Genomic DNA, 18,453 nt, shown 5'->3' on the forward strand with positions numbered 1-18,453 from the left:
CTCGTCCGACGAAAGAACCACGGGTGGCGGCATCAGGGAACGGTCGTCACGGGAACGTCACACGATTCGAGGACGGTCTTCGCGGCGCTTCCAAGGAGGAACGCCCCGATGCGGCCAGTGCCGTGGTGACCCATGACGACGTGGTCGTAGTCGTCGTCCTCGACCACGGCGATGATGTCCTTTCCGATCCGGTCCGACACCTTCAGGCTCGCGAGGTGGACGTCAACCGACACGGACGTGTCGCTCTCGACCCCGGAGTCGGCCAGTTTCTCGTCGATCCGCGTTTGCAACCGGTCGGTATCTTCCCCGCGAACGTCCGTGAAGTGGACGACGCTCAGGTCGGCATCGTATCGTCGTGCGAACTCGATGGCGAAGTCGAGCGCGCGCATGCTACATTCGGACCCATCGACGGGAGCGAGAATCTTCATGGGCGAACACACTTTCCCCCTGTCCTTAACGCTTTCCGGGTTCGACGGACTTTTTCGCCGTGCGTTCGGAGGGTCGTTCGTGATTGCCGTCGTCGTCAGCAGGGCCGATTACGCCTCCGAACACATCGGCGAATTCCTGCTCTCCGAAACCGAGTGGAACGTGCACGAAGACGAATCCCGCTCCGACGCCGAGGGTGGCGGTACCTACTACCGAACTGAGGGGTTCGAACTGCGGGAGTTCGACGCGCTCCACCTCGACATCGAGGACGCCGCCGAACCGTTTTCGGACCCGGAGATGCTCGTGTTCGCCTCGCGCCACTCGGGAGACACCGGCCCGCTGCTGACGGGCCACTTCACGGGCAACTTCGGCCCGGCGGAGTTCGGTGGAACCGACAGAACGGTGGCCGAGGCCTGTCCGAACGCCCACGCACGACTGCTCGAAGCGTTCGACGAGCACGCGCCCGAGGGGTACGACGTCGGAATGGAGTGCACCCACCACGGGCCGAGCGAAGTCGGCGTTCCCTCGATGTTCGTCGAACTAGGAAGCGACGACGAACAATGGGGCGACCCCGATGCGGCCCGCGCCGTCGCCCGCGCCATCCTCGACCTGCGCGGTGTCGCCCCCCACCGGGAGCGCCAACTGGTCGGGTTCGGTGGGGGCCACTACGCCCCGCGATTCGAGCGAATACTCGGGGAAACGGACTGGGCGGTCGGACATATCGCGTCCGACTGGAACCTCGAAACGTTGGGATTGCCGGAGGCACATCCGGAAACGATCCGACAGGTGTTCGAGCGAAGCGGCGCGGAGTACTCCGTCTGCGAAGGGAAAACGGACGACATCGCCGAGGTCGTCGCCGACCTCGGCTACCGCGTGGTGAGCGAGACGTGGGTCCGGGAAGTGTCGGGCGTTCCGCTCGCGCTCGTCGAGGAACTGGAGTCGGAACTGTCGTCGGTGGAGTCGGGGCTACGGTTCGGCGAGAAAGCGCGCGGGATGGCCGCAACGGAGCCGTTCGAAATCGTTTCGCTCCCCGGGAAACTGCTCGACGCCGTCACGGGAATCGACAGGGACGCCGTTTCGGAACTCGTCGCGGCGCGGACGGTCGCGTTCGAAACCGACGAGGGAGGGACGCAGGTGGCCGGGCGTGCGGCGGTTCTCGATGCGGCTGACTTCGAGGCCGTCATCGACGGACTGGTCGAACTGCTCGACGGGAAGTACGACGAGGTGAGCCGGAACGGGGACGAAATCGTCGTGCGTGACGTGGGGTTCGACCCCGAGAAGGCTCGCAAATTGGGCGTTCCGGAGGGTCCCGCGTTCGGAAAGCTCTCGTCCGGGGTCGCGGTGGAGGTGAACGGGACGACGATTCCACCCCGCGAGGTGCAAACCGAACGGAGACGCGTCTTCCCCCTGCGGTGAATCTCCGGGGATGAATCAGTGCTTATAGCTTTTTTTCACGGTGGAGTGATATGAGTCAGACAACCGTCGACCAGAGGGGAAAGATAATTAATGTGCGTTCGTAAAAGAAGCTTCAAGGATGGATTCAATCGTTGAAGACGCCATTGAGGAGGCGGAAGGGCAACAACAGGATGCCCCCCAATCGCAGGTCGGTGGTGTCTCGCAGGACACCAGTCTCTCCGGGACGATGACCGACGAGGAACTACAGGACGTACTCAAGGAACTCCAAACCAACATCACCGTCGTCGGGTGCGGCGGCGGTGGCGGGAACACGGTCAACCGAATGGCCGAAGAGGGGATCCACGGGGCGTCACTCGTCGCCGCGAACACCGACGTTCAGCATCTCGTCGAAATCGAGGCGGACACCAAGATCCTGATGGGCGAACAGAAGACGAGCGGGCGCGGTGCCGGATCGCTCCCGCAGGTCGGCGAGGAGGCCGCCCTCGAAAGTCAGGACGAAATCTACGACTCGATTCAGGGCTCGGACATGGTGTTCGTCACGGCTGGACTCGGCGGCGGCACCGGCACGGGGAGCGCCCCGGTCGTCGCCAAAGCCGCGCGCGAGGCCGGTGCGCTCACCATCGCCATCGTCACGACGCCGTTCACGGCGGAGGGTGAGGTCCGCCGCACCAACGCGGAGGCCGGTCTGGAGCGCCTGCGCGACGTGAGCGACACCGTCATCGTCGTCCCGAACGACCGCCTGCTCGACTCGGTGGGCAAACTGCCCGTCAAACAGGCGTTCAAGGTCGCCGACGAAGTGCTCATGCGCTCGGTGAAGGGTATCACGGAGCTCATCACGAAGCCCGGACTCGTCAACCTCGACTTCGCCGACGTTCGCACCGTCATGGAGAAAGGCGGCGTGGCGATGATCGGTCTCGGCGAGAGCGACTCCGACCAGAAGGCACAGGATTCGGTCAAGAGCGCCCTGCGCTCGCCGCTCCTCGACGTGGACATCAGCGGCGCGAAATCCGCGCTCGTCAACGTCACCGGTGGCAACGACATGTCCATCGAGGAAGCCGAAGGCGTGGTCGAACAGATCTACGACCGCATCGACCCCGACGCCCGCATCATCTGGGGGACCTCCATCGACGAGGAACTCGACGGCACCATGCGCACCATGATCGTCGTCACCGGCGTCGAATCGCCACAGATCTACGGCCGCAACGAAGCCGAACGGGCGCAGGCGAAGGCCCAACAGCAGGCCGAAGACATCGACTACGTCGAATAATCTCTTCTCCGTTTTTCGGATCCGTGGCGGAGAGCCGTGGGTTTTCACGAAAATCGGGACGAGTTCGGTACGAGTTGCGATGCCGTTTCGACCGATTTCCCTCGAACGTGTCCAAACCGCGTTTCGCTCTCATCCCTCTGTAGTAAGATAGAAAAAGCCCGATGGCCAAGCACAACCAACAATGGACGTTAAGCTTGACCTCGCGTCGTACCTACGGGTGCTCAAATTGGCGAGCACGCCGTCGTGGGACGAGTTCTCGAAGATCGCTCAGATTGCTGGTGCCGGTATTCTGCTCGTCGGACTGCTCGGGTTCGTGATCTTCGCCATCATGAGCTTCATCAACGCCGCCCCCGTATAGGAGAACAAATGCCTATCTACGCAGTAAAGACCACGGCAAGTCAGGAACGTACAGTCGCGGACATGATCATCAACCGCGAGGAACCGGAGATTCACGCGGTCCTCGCGCCCGACGCGCTCACCAGCTACGTCATGGTCGAGGCCGACGACCACCGCGTCATCGACCGCGTGCTGGAGGAAATCCCCCACGCGCGGAGCATGGTCCCCGGCGAGAGCAACATCTCCGAAGTGGAGCACTTCCTCTCCCCGACGCCCGACGTGGAGGGCATCGCGGAAGGGGACATCGTGGAACTCATCGCCGGACCGTTCAAGGGCGAGAAGGCCCAGGTCCAGCGTATCGACGAGGGCAAGGACCAGGTAACGGTCGAGTTGTACGAGGCCACCGTCCCGATTCCCGTCACCGTGCGCGGTGACCAGATCCGCGTGCTGGACAGCGAGGAACGGTAAGCGAAGCGCACCGTTCCTCGGAACGGACGAGCGGTGAAATTGCCGAGCAACGCTCGGCAGTCAGCCAGACGGAGTCTGGCGAAATCGCCAAGCCTTGCTTGGCGGTCAGCCGAACGAAGTTCGGCTAAACCGCGAGCCAGCGAGGAACGGTAGTTCCTCTGGCTCTCGCTCACTTCGTTCGCGAGAACAGCGAGGAACGGTAGTTCCTCTGGCTCTCCTTCGTCGCTCACGAGTTCCCAGTGACTACTCTGTCGAATCGTCGCGGGCGTGAACCGCGAACTCCAGCGCGTTGACGAGATAGTGGGCTACCACGACCACGACCATGCTTTCCGTCAGGACGAACGCGCCCGCAAGCGCCGCACCCAGCGTTCCCGTGACGAGTACACCCGCCGGACCCTGTGCGCCGTGGCCGACAGCGAACGCGACTGACGAGGCGACGACGAGGAACCACGGCGAGATGCCGTACCCGGCGGCGAACACGCCCACGAGGGATGAACGGAACAGGAGTTCCTCGAACCCCGCGATGATCGGGAGGACGAGAACGAGCAAAACGACCCACCCGCGGACCGAATCGGGGGTGAGCATCTCCCGAAGGCTGTCCTCGTACTCGATTCCGACCGCATCGACCACTCGCTGACCGAGTTCGTTGGCGACGTAGAGCGCCACCCCGAGAAGTGCCCCGACGCCGAACTGGGTCGCCGTCACGCTCCTCACGCCGAGCGTGTCGGCGGGAATCGCGGTCAGCACGGCGGCGACGACGAGTATCACGCCGAACAGCCCCTGACTCAGCGCGACGTTGACCAGCAGCGTCCCCGGCGTGAAATCCTCCACCGGAGTCGGAGACTCGACGGCCGGGAACGGTTCGTCGGGAATCGGCGACGAAACTTCGGTCGGTCGGTGGTCCTGGTCCTCGAAAGTGGAATCGTTCGATTCGTTGGTATCCCGTTCGTCGTCGTCCCCTTCGTCCCCGTTCCTGCTCCGTTCGTCCTTGCCCCATTCGTCCCCACCGTTCCGTACGCGTCGGTCGGGCGTTTCGACGCTCGTCTCGGATTCCTCCCATCCGTCTTCGTCCTCCCCGACGAACATCGCTTGCGAGGCGCGGGCCAATGCGATGAGAACGACGAGGACAGTGAGGGTGACGCCTGCGAACGCGTTCCAGTTCGGCGTGACCATTCACGTTCGTGTTCGTACGCTGACGGTGAAAAACTATCTACTACGGCGACGCGGTCGCTGCTCGTGTCGGAGAACAGAAAAAACGAATTCTCGTTCGCCCGCTACTGCGGACTCGGGTTGCTACCGGGCTTGGTGCCGCCGACCTTACGGTCGAGGGCGTGGCCGGTGATGTCCTTCAGTCGGTTGATGAGGCTGTCCTTCTCGGACTCGCCCGTGAGCGCGACTTCGAGGACTTCGCTGATGTGCGAGACGGGGACGATTTCGATCATCTCCTTGTACTCGTCCTCGATCATCACGTCCTGCTCGTTGGCCTTCGGGATGATGACCGTCTTGACGCCCGCCTTCGCGGCCGCCTCGATTTTGTGCGTGACGCCACCAACGGGGAGCACGTCGCCGCGCACCGACAGCGAGCCGGTCATGGCGATGCTCTGGTCGATGGGGATGTTCTCCAGCGCGCTGATGACCGCCGTGGCCATCGTCACCGACGCGGAGTCACCCTGGACGCCTTCGTAGGATTGGACGTACTGGATGTGGATGTCCTTCTCGGAGATGTCCTCGTCGCTGAACTTCTTGATGATGGCACTGACGTTCTGCACCGCCTCCTCGGCGATGTCCTGCAGTTTCCCGGTGGCGATCACCTTACCGGGACCCTGCGACGGCGCGACTTCGGCCATGACGGGCATGACGATACCGCTGTCCTCGCCCATGACCGCCAGACCGTTCACGCGGCCGACCACGTCGCCCGCCGAAACGGTGAGTTCGTAGTCCTTCCGGCGCTCGATGTAGTCGTCGGCGATCTGTTGCTCGATGGAACGCGAGCGCTGTTTCGCTTGCAGCACGTGGTCACGCGTGGTGTTCTCGGCGTCCTCCGCGCGGGCGATGTCACCGGCGACGCGGACGAGGCCACCGAGGTCACGCAGTTTGAGCGTGAGGTGGTCCTTCCGCATCGCACGGCGCTGAGCTTCGAGGATGATTTCCTCGACCGCCGTGTCCGTGAAGTGCGGGAGACGACCGTCCTTCTCGACTTCCTGTGCGACGAAGCGCGCGTATTTCCGGCGCATCTCCGGCGTGTCGTCGATGGTGTCGTCCATGTACACTTCGTACCCGTATCCCTTGATACGCGAGCGGAGTGCCGGGTGCATGTTCTCCATCGCGTCGAGGTTCCCCGCCGCGACCATCACGAAGTCGGTCGGGACGGGTTCGGTGTGAACCATCGCGCCCGAGGAGCGCTCGGACTGACCGGTGATGGAGAACTCGCCCTCCTGAATCGCGGTCATCAGCTTTTGCTGACTGCGAATGTCGAGGGTGTTGATCTCGTCCACGAACAGGACACCTTTGTTGGCCTTGTGGATGGCACCGGGTTCCACGCGGTCGTGGCTCGGGGTCTCCATTCCGCCGGACTGGAACGGGTCGTGGCGCACGTCGCCGAGGAGTGCACCCGCGTGGGCACCCGTCGCGTCCTCGAAGGGAGCGCTGGTGACGTCGCTGTTGTTGACCAGCAGGTTCGGAATCATCGCGTCGCTGCCACGCGACCCGTAGCGGAACGCGAGGTAGATGACACCCGCAGCGAGGATTCCGAGGAGCGGCTTACCCGCAATGAGGAGCGCGTAGCCGACCACGATGGCGATGATGACCCACATCAAGAACGAGCGCATCTGGTTGCGCTTGCGGGCCTCCTCCTTGTGCGCCTCGATGATTTGTTCGCCCTTTCCGGCGGGAACGGTCCGAACCTTCGGTTCGTTCCCGTCGTCGGGGTTGTGATAGACGAGGACGTCTTGCAGATCCTCCTTGGGGAGGAGCTGACTCATCGCCTTCGCCAACATCGATTTCCCGGTCCCCGGCGACCCGATCATCATCACGTGGCGGCGCTGTTTCGCCGCCTTCAGGATGATATCTCGGGCGTGATCCTGCCCGATGACCTGGTCGACCAGTCGATCCGGAATCTCGACCTCTTCCGTACTTTCTATCTCCAACCCACCCAGCAGATCGTCCTCTGCAATATCGTCGGCGACCTGGGCGTCCACCTCACTCCCAAGGCGGTCGACTTCTTGCTCGGCTTCTTGCTCCGGTGGTGAAGCATCGGTGTCGTTACTCATAGAATTCGTTTTGTGTAGTTGAAAACATGGCTGGAGAACTGATATACTTTCTCCCTCCCTGTGTTCCGTCTCACTCCATTTCAGGCCGTCAAACGTACGAATAGAAGGAATCGGGGAAAATGAATCTCCTTCACACCGTCCGCGCTGTTAATCGAGAACGCGAACGCACGAACGAAAAGAAGGATGGTAGAACACGAACTCACGAAACGCCCCACGAGCGACTCGTCACTCTTATAAAAACGCTACACGACGAATATATCATGACTCGCGGGTTCTACATCGGGCGCTTCCAACCCTACCACAACGGCCACCACAACGTGGTCGAGACCATCGCCGAGGAAGTAGACGAACTCGTCCTCGGCATCGGGAGCGCGGGCGACTCACACAGCCGTCACGACCCATTCACGGCGGGCGAACGCATCATGATGATAACCAAATCCCTCGTGGATTCCGACCTCGTGACGTACGCCGTTCCCATCGAGGACCTGGACAGGAACTCCGTTTGGGTCAGTCACGTCCAGAGCATGAGCCCGGATTTCGACGTGGCCTACTCGAACAATCCACTCGTCATCCGTCTGTTCGAAGAAGCGGGCGTCGAAGTGCGCCAATCGCCCATGTTCAACCGCGAAGTGCTGGAGGGAACCGAGGTACGCGACCGGATGGTCGAAGGCGGCGATTGGCAACGACTCGTTCCAGACCCCGTCGTCGAAATCGTCGAGGAAATCGGCGGCATCGACCGCATCCAACAGGTCAGCGACTCGGATTCGAACGGAATATGATAACCCTCTCGTCCGATTTCGGCACGCCGTACCCGGCGGCGATGAAGGGCGTTTTGCTCCAGCACAGTGACGCGCGTCTCGTGGACATCGCCCACGATTTCCCGCGACAGGACGTTCGGACGACCGCGTTCTGGCTTCGGGAAGTCGTCCCCTATTTTCCGCCCGCCGTCCACCTCGTCGTCGTCGACCCCGGTGTCGGTACCGACCGCGCGGCGCTCGCGGTTCGATCAGGGGGCCACGCCCTCGTCGGCCCGGACAACGGCGTTCTGCTTCCGGTCGCCCGCGAACTCGCCGAGTCGGAACAGTCCGACGCCGACGGGTTCGAAGTCTTCCGCGTTTCCTACGAGGACGCGGACAGCGCGACCTTCCACGGACGGGACGTGTTCGCGCCCGCCGCCGCGAGGATTCACGAGGCGGGAATCGACGACTTCGAACCCCTCGACGATATCGAACCCGCGGAAGCGTTCGAGGACCTCCGGTTCCCGAAACCGACAGTGGAGGACGACAAGGCGGTCGGCGAACTGCTCGTCGTGGACGACTTCGGGAACGCCATCACGAACGTTCCGGGCGACTTTCTCGACGGTGTTGGCGAACTCTCGATCAACGGCCAGTCCGCGCCGGTCGAACCCTCCTACGCCCACGTCGAACCCGGCGAGCGACTCGTGACCGTCGGCAGCCACGGAAACGTCGAACTCGCGGTCAACGAGGGACGCGGCGACGAGGCGTTCGGCGTCTCCGCGAGCCACGAGATACGGTTGGAGAAATGACCGCCATCATCACACGACCGTAACGGTGAACCGACCCCGGAATTCCTTTTGCGTATGGAGACGACGCGCCACTTCACCGCGACCACGTACGTCGTGAACGACGGCGAGTGCTTGCTTCACGACCACGAACGGCTCGGGATGCTTCTCCCGCCCGGCGGTCACCTGGATCGGGACGAACTGCCGCGCGATGCGGCCCTGCGCGAAACCCGCGAGGAGACCGGGTTGGAGGTGACACTGCTCGAACCCGAAACGAGCGTGACGGCCGACTTCGGTCGGGAACTCGCGCCCGCGGAACACACCATGCTCTACGACGTCGATGCGTTCGACGGAGAAGTCGCCCACCAACACATCGACTTCGTCTACTATGGTGAAGCGGCAAGCCGCGACCTCGCCCCCGACGACGACGAACGAGCGACCGACTGCTGGCGGTGGTTCTCGCCGGACGACCTTCGGACGCACGACGAACTGACCGAGGAAGTGGCCACGCTCGGCATCGAGGCCATCGAACGCGTCGAGTCGCGGCAGTAGAACCGATTAAGTGGTGTATAATAAGGTCTATTCGGTGAATTCCACAGTCCATGAGTATCATTGACCGCCTGCTCGGTACCGACGAGGACGGCGACGACGACCCGCGACCGACGTACGTCTGTACCGGCTGTGGCAAAGCGTTCGACGGTGACCGGAAACTCTGTCCCGACTGCGGAAGCGAACAAGTGGTTTCACCTCGACACTGATAGGAAACGAACCTGTTGGCACACAATCTTTACTGATTCCTTCGGACGGATTGAAATAAGGAATCGTATCTCGCGGAAATCGGCGTTTCGGAGACATTATCTGCCGGATAATAATGACACTGCTAGTTGTCGAACAAATCGAGAATGGGATTTGTCAGTCGAGTCAGTCTGAAATTTGGGAGCGGTGATTCGACGCGGTTCGAATGCAAGTCGTGCGGGAGACAGTACGAGCTTGATCGACAGATGTGCCCCGATTGCGGCGGTCACTGCATCGGCTACCGTGAATCGTGGCTCCAGCAGAAACTCGGTCCGCAGTCGCGCAAGCGCTTTTACTGATCGGTCGATTCGAGACGGGAGCGAACGTACTTCGTCACGTGATCGTCCATTCGTCGTTTGTAGCCCGCCTGCCGCGCGAGGCGGTCGAGTTCACGCGCGACCAGGCTGCCGTACTGCACCGCCTTCTTGTCCCGTGTTGCGATTTCGTCCGGAACGAACGCCCGAGCGGACCGTCTGAACGTCCACTTTCGGACGTCGTCCGAAACGAGCATCGACCCCGGTAGCCGAAGCGCTTCCCGGACGACGCGGTCGTCGAGAAGCGGTGCGACGGGTTCCACGCCAGCGGCACGGAGCGTGAGGATGTCCCGCGGCAACTGTTGGGCGAGCGTTCGAATCGTCTCGCGGGCCGCACCGCGTACCGTCTCCGCCTCGACGCGGTGGTCCGCGCGGGCGACCTTCTCGTAGCCGCCGAACAGTTCGTCCGCGCCCTGTCCCACCGCGAGTCGGTCGTAGCCGTCCGCCCGCGCTCGCTCGGCGGTCAGATAGAGGGGTAACGCTATCTGCACGTCCATCGCATTGGTCCGACCGATGGCGCGAGCGACTTCGGGAACCGCACGCTCGATGTCCTCGTGTGAGACATCGACGATCCGTAGATCACGGTCCATCAGGTCGGCCGCGGTGCGGGCGGCCTCCACGTCGTGACTGTCGCGGAAGCCAGCGACGTACAGCGGGTAGTCGAACGCGCTGGCGACGACGGCGGAATCGACCCCGCCCGAGAACGCGACGGCGAGACCGTCGCCGGACACGTCGCCGAGGCTTCCCTCGATGGCCTCCCGAATCGCGGAAACGGCATCCGCCTCGTCCTCGAACGGTTCCGGACTGGGGAGGTCCCACAGTCGCTGGTCGTCGTTCCCGTCGTCACCGATTTCGTCGGTTATCGTCCGGGCACAACCCGCCGGAACCGAGTTTGGCGAGTCGAGGTCGGTCGGGTCGTAACTCCACGTCGTCGGGTCATCCTCCTCGGAGAACAGTGGATAGCGACCCAGCACGTCGCGGACGAGACGCCCGTCCACCTCGCCTGCAAACCCGTTACCGCCTGGAAGCGCGGCGGCCGTGTCGATAGCGCGACGAACGACGTCGGTCGATGCCCCCTGCATCAGAGATAGTGCCCGACGCGGTTGATAATCCGCCGTTTCACGCCGCCTGCGGCCTGTCGAAAGCTGATCCGCCACGGCGTTCGTTTCCCGTCGACCTCCGTCCGGCCATCGACGATAGCACCGAGGATGGCCCGTCTGTCGCGCGTGTTCACGTCGATTTCCGTCACCGCCTGCGACCATCTCGCTGATGTGGGCGTCGCTTCCGGCCGTCATCGGGACGTCCTGGTCGCTGGCGAACGTCCGCGCTCGCCGGTTGCCACGCCCCGTCAACAGGCGCGAGTTGTACACCTCGATAGCGTCGGCCTCCGCGAGTTTCTTCCCCGTGATGTTCGCGGCGACGCCGCTCCGGGATTTCTGAAACGGGTGAGGAACGATGGCGACGCCACCCTGCTCTCGAATTCTGTCGAGCGTCTCTCCGAACGAGAGACCCGGCGGAACGAGTTCTTCGATACCTAACCCCAAGACGTGGCCCGCGCGTGACGAGATCTCCATACCGGGAATGCCGACCAGTCCGTATTCGGGTGCGAGTTTCGCGGCTTCGAGGCTCGCCTCGATTTCGTCGTGGTCGGTCACGGCGATGGCGTCCAAATCGACTGCCTTGGCTTGTTCCAAGAGCAGTTCGACCGGGTCACGACCATCGTGGGAAAGTGCGGAATGACAATGCAACTCGACCGATAGCACGGAGGAACGTTCGCAGTACGTCGGGAAAAGCAACTCGGTCCGCCGTCGATGGTCGTCGATCTACGAAAAACGCCGTAGCTCCGTCGTGAACTCAGTTTCTTATAGAGAGGAACCATGAATTAACTACTCTGGCGCATGAGAGAGGGGCGATGGAGGCAGCATCGCCCGTCGAGTGGTGGGTGAAAACGGTCACTCGCGCTTCATGCAATCATAGGCATCGATGTTTGTCGGCGGTACGGGTCCTATTCATCCCCTCCTTCTCCGATCTTCATTGCAGTAGATACAACGCCCCACACAGTATTTAGGTATTGTGGTGAAATAGGGCTGGCGAAAGAACATCACACTTGCAAAATAGAATACTTCCACAAGAGTTGGCCAAAATATGGGCAAAAATAAATCAATCGTCCATAGACAGTTGCGGCCGTTGTGCTCGCTCGCCGAATGCGTTCCGCGTGCCGTTGTTCGCCCACGGAGAACGAACCCGCGCAGAATGACATCGTAACACAAAGTATTTGCTGGCGGATTTTCTGCTCACCACTATGATGGCAGAGACACGAACGGTTCTCGAAAACCTAACGTTGAAAGCGGTGACGTACGCGACGACACCTGCCGTCGTCCTTTTCATCGGCCTGGTGATGGCCAGTCAAGGACGGGTGCGGGAAGGGTTCCAGTACGTCGGTGGCGACTGGCGTCAACCGGTCTGATTACGCGACAACGACGCTCCGTCGGGCGTTCAGGAGGCCGGTATCGAGCACACGGACGTGACGGGCGTATCGACGTGTATTCGTGGACGAGGACACGTCGTACTGCCGTCCCCACGGTACGAACGTCCAACTATTTCCCGTCGTCCCCTGATTCCGAATTAGCAAGCCATCTCCTTAACCGGGAGCGTGACCAATATACATCGTTGGGGGTGGTACCGTAGGTCGAAGTACACGAATCTATCACGTCACTGTCGGGAATCGTACGGTTCCCGCTCGAACAGCAATTTCTCCCGAAACGTGGGGTGTTGTGCTCATTCATCCCCACGTTTCCTCGAATCGTAACGCGAACCCCTGAGCGTATGCCCCGTTTATGAGTTCCACTGTAAGGTGCGTTATTCACCTCCCGCTACCGCGAGCGAACGTGTGTGACGTACGCAAACTCGGTTTTGATTATACATATTTCCGGCCAAAAGAACAATGGAAGTTACGAAGGAAGAACGGTTCGTCGGGGAGCCCATGATTGTGATCGCCAAAGCCTCCCCCCGACGACCGTGAGGACGTTCAAGACGACTTCACCCACCTGTCCTCACGTTCGATGGTAGAAGACGCTCCTGTCACTCATCACGGCCATCCGGATTCACACACGTTCGTGCACATGGAAAGGCATTAATCCGCCCTGTTTGTACAAACCAGTGAATGAGTTTGGACGACTCCGACCGAGAGTTGGTCGTCGCGGAACTCGGCCGCGACCCGACATCGGCCGAGGAAGCGCTATTCGAGAACCTCTGGAGTGAACACTGTGCGTATCGGTCGTCGCGGCCCCTGCTGTCGGCGTTCGAGTCCGAGAGCGACGACGTCGTCATCGGGCCGGGTGACGACGCCGCCGTGGTCGAACTTCCGTCGGCCGACGCCGACTCCACTTACATCACGATGGGTATCGAGAGCCACAACCACCCGTCCTACGTGGATCCGTACGACGGCGCGGCGACGGGCGTTGGCGGCATCGTCCGCGACACGCTGTCGATGGGTGCGTACCCCATCGCGCTCGCGGACAGCCTCTACTTCGGCGGCTTCGACCGCGAACATTCGCGTTATCTGCTGGAAGGCGTCGTGGAAGGTATCGCCGACTACGGCAACTCCATCGGCGTGCCGACGGTGACGGGGAGCACGCAGTTCCACGAGGACTACGAGGGGAACCCGCTCGTCAACGTGGCCTGCGTCGGACTGCTTCCCGCGGAGCGTCTCATCACGGCCGAGGCGCAGGAACCGGGCAACAAACTCCTGCTCGTCGGCAACTCGACGGGCCGTGACGGACTCGGCGGCGCGAGTTTCGCCAGCGAGGACCTCGGCGAGGACGCGGAGACGGAGGACCGCCCGGCGGTGCAGGTCGGCGACCCGTACACTGAAAAACTGCTCATCGAGGCGAACGAGGAACTCGTTGACGGCCAACTGGTCGAATCCGCACGCGACCTCGGCGCGGCGGGACTCGGCGGCGCGTCGAGCGAACTGGTGGCGAAGGGCGAACTCGGGGCCGACATCGAACTCGGTCGCGTCCACCAGCGCGAACCGAACATGAACGCGATGGAAATCCTGCTCGCCGAATCCCAAGAGCGCATGGTGTACGAGGTGCGTCCCGAGAACGTCGAAGCGGTCTCGGAAATCGCCGAGAAGTACGACCTCGGTTGCACCGTCATCGGAGACGTGACCGACGGCAACTACGTCTGCGAGTTCGAGGGCGAGACGGTCGTGGACGTGCCCGCCGAGTTCCTCGGTGACGGCGCGCCGATGAACGACCTCCCGTCGGAAGCGCCGACTCAGCCCGAGCGCGACCTGCCGGACGCCGACGTGCGCGAAGCGTTCGAGGCGGTCGTCGGGTCGCCCAACTGCGCGAGCAAGTCGTGGGTGTACCGCCAGTACGACCACGAAGTCCAGACGCGGACCTCGGTGTTGCCGGGCGACGACTCGGCCGTCCTCGCGATTCGCCGCGCCGAACTCGGTCTCGCGTTCTCGTCCGGCGCGAACCCCAACTGGACGACGACGGCACCCTACGACGGTTCCCGTGCGGTCGCGCTCGAAAACGCGACGAACCTCGCCGCCAAGGGCGCGACGCCGCTCGCCGCGGTCGATTGCCTGAACGGCGGCAATCCCGAGAAACCGGACGTGTACGGCGGGTTCAAGGGCATCGTGGACGGTCTCGCCGACATGTGTTCCGAACTCGACGTGCCGGTCGTCGGCGGGAACGTTTCGCTGTACAACGACTCGCCGAGCGGCCCGATTCCGCCGACGCCGACGCTGGCGATGACGGGGACGACGGAGGAGTACGACGCACCGCCGACGGAACTCACAGGTGACGGGACCCTGTTGCTCGTCGGCGAACCCGCCGCCGAACTCGGTGGTTCCGAATACCTCGCGCAGGTCGGCGGGAGCGACCGCTTCCCGACGCTTCCGGAGAACGCGAGCGAACGCCTCGCCACCCTCCGCGATGTCGTCACGGGAGACGCCGCCCTCGCCGTCCACGACGTGAGCGACGGCGGTCTCGCGGTAACGCTCGCCGAGATGGTGTCGGACGATGCGGGGGCGACGGTTTCGCTCGACGACGTCGACGCCCACGAGTCGCTGTTCAGCGAACTCCCCGGTCGTGCCGTGGTCGAGACGACCGATCCGGACGCCGTCGTCGAAGCCTTCGACGGCGTCGCCCCGGTCACCGAACTCGGACAGGCGAACGACTCCGGAACGCTCCAAATCGACGCCGATGGCGAGGGTCTCCGCTACACGGCGGACGAAATCGCAGAGCTACGGAACGTCCTCGTCCGGGAACTGGAATAAGCCCGTCTCAGCCGTAAGGAAGAGAGCACATCGAATTCTTTTTGCGTGATATTTATCGAAACTATCGGCGAGAAGCGGACAGAAACGAGTTTAGATCAAGAGCGGAACGCCGAACACGAGGATAGCGCCGATGACGAAGACGACGAGTCCGGTCGTCACCTGTCCCATCGTGAACTCCTGCATCGGGGAGGTCAATCGCGTCATTCCGTCCGCGTGTTGTACCGGGTCCGTGTCTTCCGTGCTCATGGCTGAGTTTCAGTCCGTGCGGTACTTCGATGTATCGGTGTTTCAGCGCCGTCGTTCGGGACGAATTTCAGAACAGGAACAGAAAGTTGTGAACTCCGAGGAAGCCGTACCAAGCACCCGCGGAGAGATAGATAGTGGTTCTGAAGGCGGCCGGATAGCCGGTCGGCACCCACGAACTCGGAAATACACGTTCGAAAAGGAGACCGCTCTCGGCGAGGAGGGTGACGCCGATGACGGCGAACACGAGGGTGAGGAGCGACCCGGCGACCATACCGAAATGTTCCATGAGCGTCCGGGTGAGCCACACCGATTCGAAGACGTCCGTACGGAGTTCGAGGACGGTGATGGTGCTCACGGCGTCGAGCGTCTTCCCCCCGACGAGTGCCGCCAACAACCACGCCCGATTCGGAGCGAGCGCCGGCCACGCCCGGCGCGTCTCGAATCCGTCCACGGAGCGGTTTGACATACACACGGACACACCGTTTCGACTCTTTGTTATGGCACGATTAAGTTCGAATTAGGATCGCTCTGTCAGCAAATTTTTCGATTAATGGGCCGTTAGTGGAACCGTAACTGACGGGTGGAAAGCTATTTGTGGCAGTTAGATAACGGATTTCTATGACTGAATTCGTCCTTCCACCCGCGCTCGAACCGGGCGACGACGTGGCCATCGTCGCCCCCGGAACTAGCCTCGCAACGGTGTACCCGGACGTCTACGAGTTGGGACTCGACTGCCTCGAATCGGTGTTCGGCCTGAATCCCGTCGAATTCCCGACGGCGACGAAATCCCCCGAGTGGTTGGACGACCACCCCGAGGCACGGGCGAAGGACGTGATGGACGCCTTCGCGGACCCGGACATCGCGGGCGTTATCGCGGTTATCGGCGGGGCGGACCAAGTTCGAATCCTGCCGCACCTCGACGCGGACGTGCTCCGCGAGAACCCGACGCGGTTCTACGGCACCAGCGACAACACGAACCTCCAGATGGCGCTCTGGAACGAGGAAATCGTCTCGTTTTACGGCGGCTGTCTGTTCACCGAGTTCGCCATGCAGGGGTCGATGCACGAGTACACCGTGGAGTATCTGGAGCGGACCATGTTCGAAGATTCGTTCGGCGAACTCCATCCGTCCGAGCGATTTACCGACGAGGACTTGGATTGGGGAGATTCCGACACCCTCGACGAGCAGCGCGAGATGGAACCGAATCCGGGGTGGGAGTGGCGCGGCGGCAGCACTGTCGATGCGGACGAAACCGTCACGGGTAGGACGTGGGGTGGCTGTCTCGCCATCGTCGATCAGCAGTTGTCGGTCAACCGCTATCTACCCCTCGCCGAGGAACTCGACCGGGCGGTGCTACTGCTCGAAACGTCCGAGGAACTGCCAAGCGAGTTCGACGTTCGTTGGACGCTGATGGGAATGGGCGAACGCGGACTGCTCTCGCGGTTTTCGGCCGTGCTCGTCGGACGGGCGAAAGCGCGGGCCGTCGAGGACCAGCGACCACCCGAGGAACGCACGGCCTACCGCGAACGCCAACGCGACGCCATCACCGACCTCGTCGCCGAGTACAACCCGGACGCGCCGGTCGTTTTCGACCTCGACTTCGGGCACACCGCGCCGGTCGCCCCGATTCCGGTCGGCGGCAAAGCGACGGTCGACCCGACGGAAGAACGGATCACATTCGAGTACTGATAATAAGATTCTAATAGCGATCCGGTGCTCAGTTAATACATGACCGTCGTGAGCGTCTCCATGCCCGACGAACTGCTCTCCAGAATCGACCAATTCGCCGACGAACACGGCTACACCGGACGGAGCGAGGTCGTCCGCGAAGCCAGTCGAAACCTCCTCGGCGAGTTCGAGGACCGCAGGCTCGAAAACCGCGAACTGATGGGCATCGTCACGGTGATGTTCGATTACGAGACGACGAACGTCGAGGAGCGGATGATGCACCTGCGCCACGAACACGAGGGACTCGTCGCTTCGAACTTCCACAGCCACATCGGCGACCACCACTGTATGGAACTGTTCGTCCTCGAAGGCACGCTGGAAGAGATTTCGACCTTCGTCGGCAAGATTCGCGCCACGAAGGACACGCTGACCGTCGATTATTCGGTGACACCCGTGGACGGCTTCTCGCCGCTCCAGGACATCGAGTAGAGTTATTCGATCAACCGAACCGAATCGCCGACCGAAACGTCGGCGGTACTGCCCGCTGGCAGTTCGAACAACGTGTCCGCCTCGGCTTTTCCCAATCCGGTCCACGCGGAGAGTCGTTTGACGTGCTGAACCTCCCCGTCCGTCGTCCACACGGCGTCGAGTGCGAACGGAACGAACACCATGTGGACGTCCCGAGCATCGACGTCGCCGAACCGGAACGCCAGCGCGTAGTCGTCCGGAATCGACCGCCGGAACATCAACCCCTTCGCCTGCGAGAGAAACGAATCCGCCGTCTCGACATCGTTCGCTAGCGTCTCCGACCGTCCGTCCGATTCGTGTACGACGCGCACGTCGCCAACTCCTCAGGCGGGAGACAAAACTTTTGTGCGAGAGCGCCGCCACCCACGACCATGGAGAAAACCCCGTCGGGGACCGCCGTCGGCGTGGACGACCCTTACGAACACGCCGGACTCTGTGATCACCTGACCGACGAGGGAAACTGCCGCTACGCGTTCGAGCATCCGGAACACGACCCCGAGTTCGCCCGCGAGCGTCGAGAGGAGGAGTTTCGCTGTCCCGTCGCGGACCCGGACGGCGATTGGGAGTGGAGCGACTGTCCGCACTATCGCTGTCGCAACCGCGACCGCGAATGCATCCGCTGCGGTCTCGAAGAGCGGCGGATGGCCCACTCCGACGAACGCCCGCTGCTCGAAGAACACCACCTCTCGTACGCCGGAGGCGGAGAGACGCTTTCTCACGAAATCACGGTGTACCTCTGTCGGTGGTGTCACGCGAAGGTCCACAAATCGTGGGCACGTATCGACGACGACGTGAATCCCGACCCGGAAGCCATCGCCGAGGCCGAAGGACGACGAAGTAAGGAACAGGTCGAGACCGCGTTCGAGACGGCGGCCGAGCGATACGAACGCGAGAAGTAGCGGACC

The 18,453-nt window shown here is 62.3% G+C and carries 20 protein-coding genes and 1 pseudogene; 13 read left to right on the forward strand and 8 right to left on the reverse strand.

Going from position 1 to position 18,453, the window contains the following annotated elements; translation table 11 throughout:
- Positions 1–32: 32 nt before the first annotated feature.
- Positions 33–428, reverse strand: a complete 396-nt coding sequence (locus A4G99_RS11235; protein ID WP_066143435.1) for a universal stress protein — start codon at positions 426–428, stop codon at positions 33–35.
- Positions 429–507: 79 nt separating this feature from the next.
- Between A4G99_RS11235 and A4G99_RS11240 the strand changes: the two genes are divergently transcribed.
- The 4 genes from A4G99_RS11240 (at position 508) to A4G99_RS11255 (ending at position 3,913) form a co-directional block, all read left to right on the forward strand.
- Positions 508–1,842: a D-aminoacyl-tRNA deacylase gene (locus tag A4G99_RS11240; RefSeq protein WP_066145147.1), complete on the forward strand. Its 1,335-nt coding sequence runs from the start codon at positions 508–510 to the stop codon at positions 1,840–1,842.
- 118 nt (positions 1,843–1,960) lie between these two features.
- On the forward strand, positions 1,961–3,109 hold the full coding sequence (ftsZ, locus tag A4G99_RS11245) for a cell division protein FtsZ (RefSeq protein ID WP_066143437.1): 1,149 nt from the start codon (positions 1,961–1,963) through the stop codon (positions 3,107–3,109).
- 181 nt (positions 3,110–3,290) lie between these two features.
- Positions 3,291–3,467, forward strand: a complete 177-nt coding sequence (locus A4G99_RS11250) for a protein translocase SEC61 complex subunit gamma (protein WP_066143438.1) — start codon at positions 3,291–3,293, stop codon at positions 3,465–3,467.
- Between the two features lie 8 nt (positions 3,468–3,475).
- Complete coding sequence (locus tag A4G99_RS11255; protein ID WP_066143443.1) at positions 3,476–3,913, forward strand: transcription elongation factor Spt5; 438 nt, start codon at positions 3,476–3,478, stop codon at positions 3,911–3,913.
- Between the two features lie 243 nt (positions 3,914–4,156).
- Here the strand turns inward: A4G99_RS11255 and A4G99_RS11260 are convergent, their stop codons facing one another.
- Positions 4,157–5,086 carry a CPBP family intramembrane glutamic endopeptidase gene (locus A4G99_RS11260; protein WP_066143446.1) on the reverse strand — a complete coding sequence of 310 codons (930 nt, stop codon included), beginning with the start codon at positions 5,084–5,086 and terminating at the stop codon, positions 4,157–4,159.
- A gap of 101 nt (positions 5,087–5,187) precedes the next feature.
- Positions 5,188–7,182, reverse strand: a complete 1,995-nt coding sequence (gene lonB, locus A4G99_RS11265; RefSeq protein WP_066143449.1) for an ATP-dependent protease LonB — start codon at positions 7,180–7,182, stop codon at positions 5,188–5,190.
- 260 nt (positions 7,183–7,442) lie between these two features.
- Between lonB and A4G99_RS11270 the strand changes: the two genes are divergently transcribed.
- From A4G99_RS11270 to A4G99_RS25910, 4 genes are read left to right on the forward strand one after another with little or no spacing between them, the layout of a single operon-like run.
- Positions 7,443–7,961, forward strand: a complete 519-nt coding sequence (locus A4G99_RS11270) for a nicotinamide-nucleotide adenylyltransferase (RefSeq protein ID WP_066145149.1) — start codon at positions 7,443–7,445, stop codon at positions 7,959–7,961.
- Positions 7,958–8,728: an S-adenosyl-l-methionine hydroxide adenosyltransferase family protein gene (locus tag A4G99_RS11275; RefSeq protein WP_066143452.1), complete on the forward strand. Its 771-nt coding sequence runs from the start codon at positions 7,958–7,960 to the stop codon at positions 8,726–8,728. The genes A4G99_RS11270 and A4G99_RS11275 overlap by 4 nt, the downstream gene beginning before the upstream one ends.
- Positions 8,729–8,782: 54 nt before the next feature.
- Positions 8,783–9,256 (forward strand): NUDIX hydrolase, encoded by a 474-nt coding sequence (locus A4G99_RS11280; RefSeq protein ID WP_066143455.1) that lies wholly within the window; start codon positions 8,783–8,785, stop codon positions 9,254–9,256.
- Positions 9,257–9,306: 50 nt separating this feature from the next.
- Entirely contained in the window at positions 9,307–9,462 is a 156-nt protein-coding gene (locus tag A4G99_RS25910; RefSeq protein WP_190303741.1) for a hypothetical protein, read from the forward strand.
- A 329-nt stretch (positions 9,463–9,791) separates the two neighbouring features.
- Here A4G99_RS25910 and A4G99_RS11285 read toward each other — a convergent pair whose 3' ends face one another.
- Both A4G99_RS11285 and A4G99_RS24380 read right to left on the reverse strand, forming a co-directional pair.
- Positions 9,792–10,895, reverse strand: coding sequence for an asparagine synthase C-terminal domain-containing protein (locus A4G99_RS11285; protein WP_066145151.1), 1,104 nt, complete (start codon positions 10,893–10,895; stop codon positions 9,792–9,794).
- Positions 10,896–11,003: 108 nt separating this feature from the next.
- Positions 11,004–11,576: pseudogene (locus A4G99_RS24380) on the reverse strand (PHP domain-containing protein); the annotation flags it as partial.
- Between the two features lie 539 nt (positions 11,577–12,115).
- On the opposite strand from A4G99_RS24380, the gene A4G99_RS25915 reads away from it, so the two are divergent.
- Positions 12,116–12,280: a hypothetical protein gene (locus tag A4G99_RS25915; RefSeq protein WP_190303742.1), complete on the forward strand. Its 165-nt coding sequence runs from the start codon at positions 12,116–12,118 to the stop codon at positions 12,278–12,280.
- 696 nt (positions 12,281–12,976) lie between these two features.
- Positions 12,977–15,106, forward strand: a complete 2,130-nt coding sequence (gene purL / locus A4G99_RS11295) for a phosphoribosylformylglycinamidine synthase subunit PurL (protein WP_066143460.1) — start codon at positions 12,977–12,979, stop codon at positions 15,104–15,106.
- A 90-nt stretch (positions 15,107–15,196) separates the two neighbouring features.
- Here the strand turns inward: purL and A4G99_RS25920 are convergent, their stop codons facing one another.
- Positions 15,197–15,352 (reverse strand): hypothetical protein, encoded by a 156-nt coding sequence (locus A4G99_RS25920; protein WP_190303743.1) that lies wholly within the window; start codon positions 15,350–15,352, stop codon positions 15,197–15,199.
- Positions 15,353–15,419: 67 nt separating this feature from the next.
- Positions 15,420–15,818, reverse strand: coding sequence for a hypothetical protein (locus A4G99_RS11300; protein ID WP_066143463.1), 399 nt, complete (start codon positions 15,816–15,818; stop codon positions 15,420–15,422).
- A gap of 152 nt (positions 15,819–15,970) precedes the next feature.
- Between A4G99_RS11300 and A4G99_RS11305 the strand changes: the two genes are divergently transcribed.
- Positions 15,971–17,041, forward strand: coding sequence for a S66 peptidase family protein (locus tag A4G99_RS11305; RefSeq protein ID WP_066143465.1), 1,071 nt, complete (start codon positions 15,971–15,973; stop codon positions 17,039–17,041).
- A gap of 39 nt (positions 17,042–17,080) precedes the next feature.
- Positions 17,081–17,509 (forward strand): CopG family ribbon-helix-helix protein, encoded by a 429-nt coding sequence (locus tag A4G99_RS11310; protein WP_066143468.1) that lies wholly within the window; start codon positions 17,081–17,083, stop codon positions 17,507–17,509.
- 2 nt (positions 17,510–17,511) lie between these two features.
- Here A4G99_RS11310 and A4G99_RS11315 read toward each other — a convergent pair whose 3' ends face one another.
- Entirely contained in the window at positions 17,512–17,859 is a 348-nt protein-coding gene (locus tag A4G99_RS11315; RefSeq protein ID WP_066143470.1) for a DUF192 domain-containing protein, read from the reverse strand.
- Positions 17,860–17,919: 60 nt separating this feature from the next.
- Here A4G99_RS11315 and A4G99_RS11320 point away from each other — a divergent pair, with 60 nt between their 5' ends.
- On the forward strand, positions 17,920–18,447 hold the full coding sequence (locus tag A4G99_RS11320; protein WP_066143473.1) for a hypothetical protein: 528 nt from the start codon (positions 17,920–17,922) through the stop codon (positions 18,445–18,447).
- The last annotated feature ends 6 nt before the right edge of the window (positions 18,448–18,453 follow it).

Origin of the sequence: Haladaptatus sp. R4 (assembly GCF_001625445.1) — an archaeon.
In the GTDB taxonomy this organism is placed as follows: Archaea; Halobacteriota; Halobacteria; order Halobacteriales; family Haladaptataceae; genus Haladaptatus.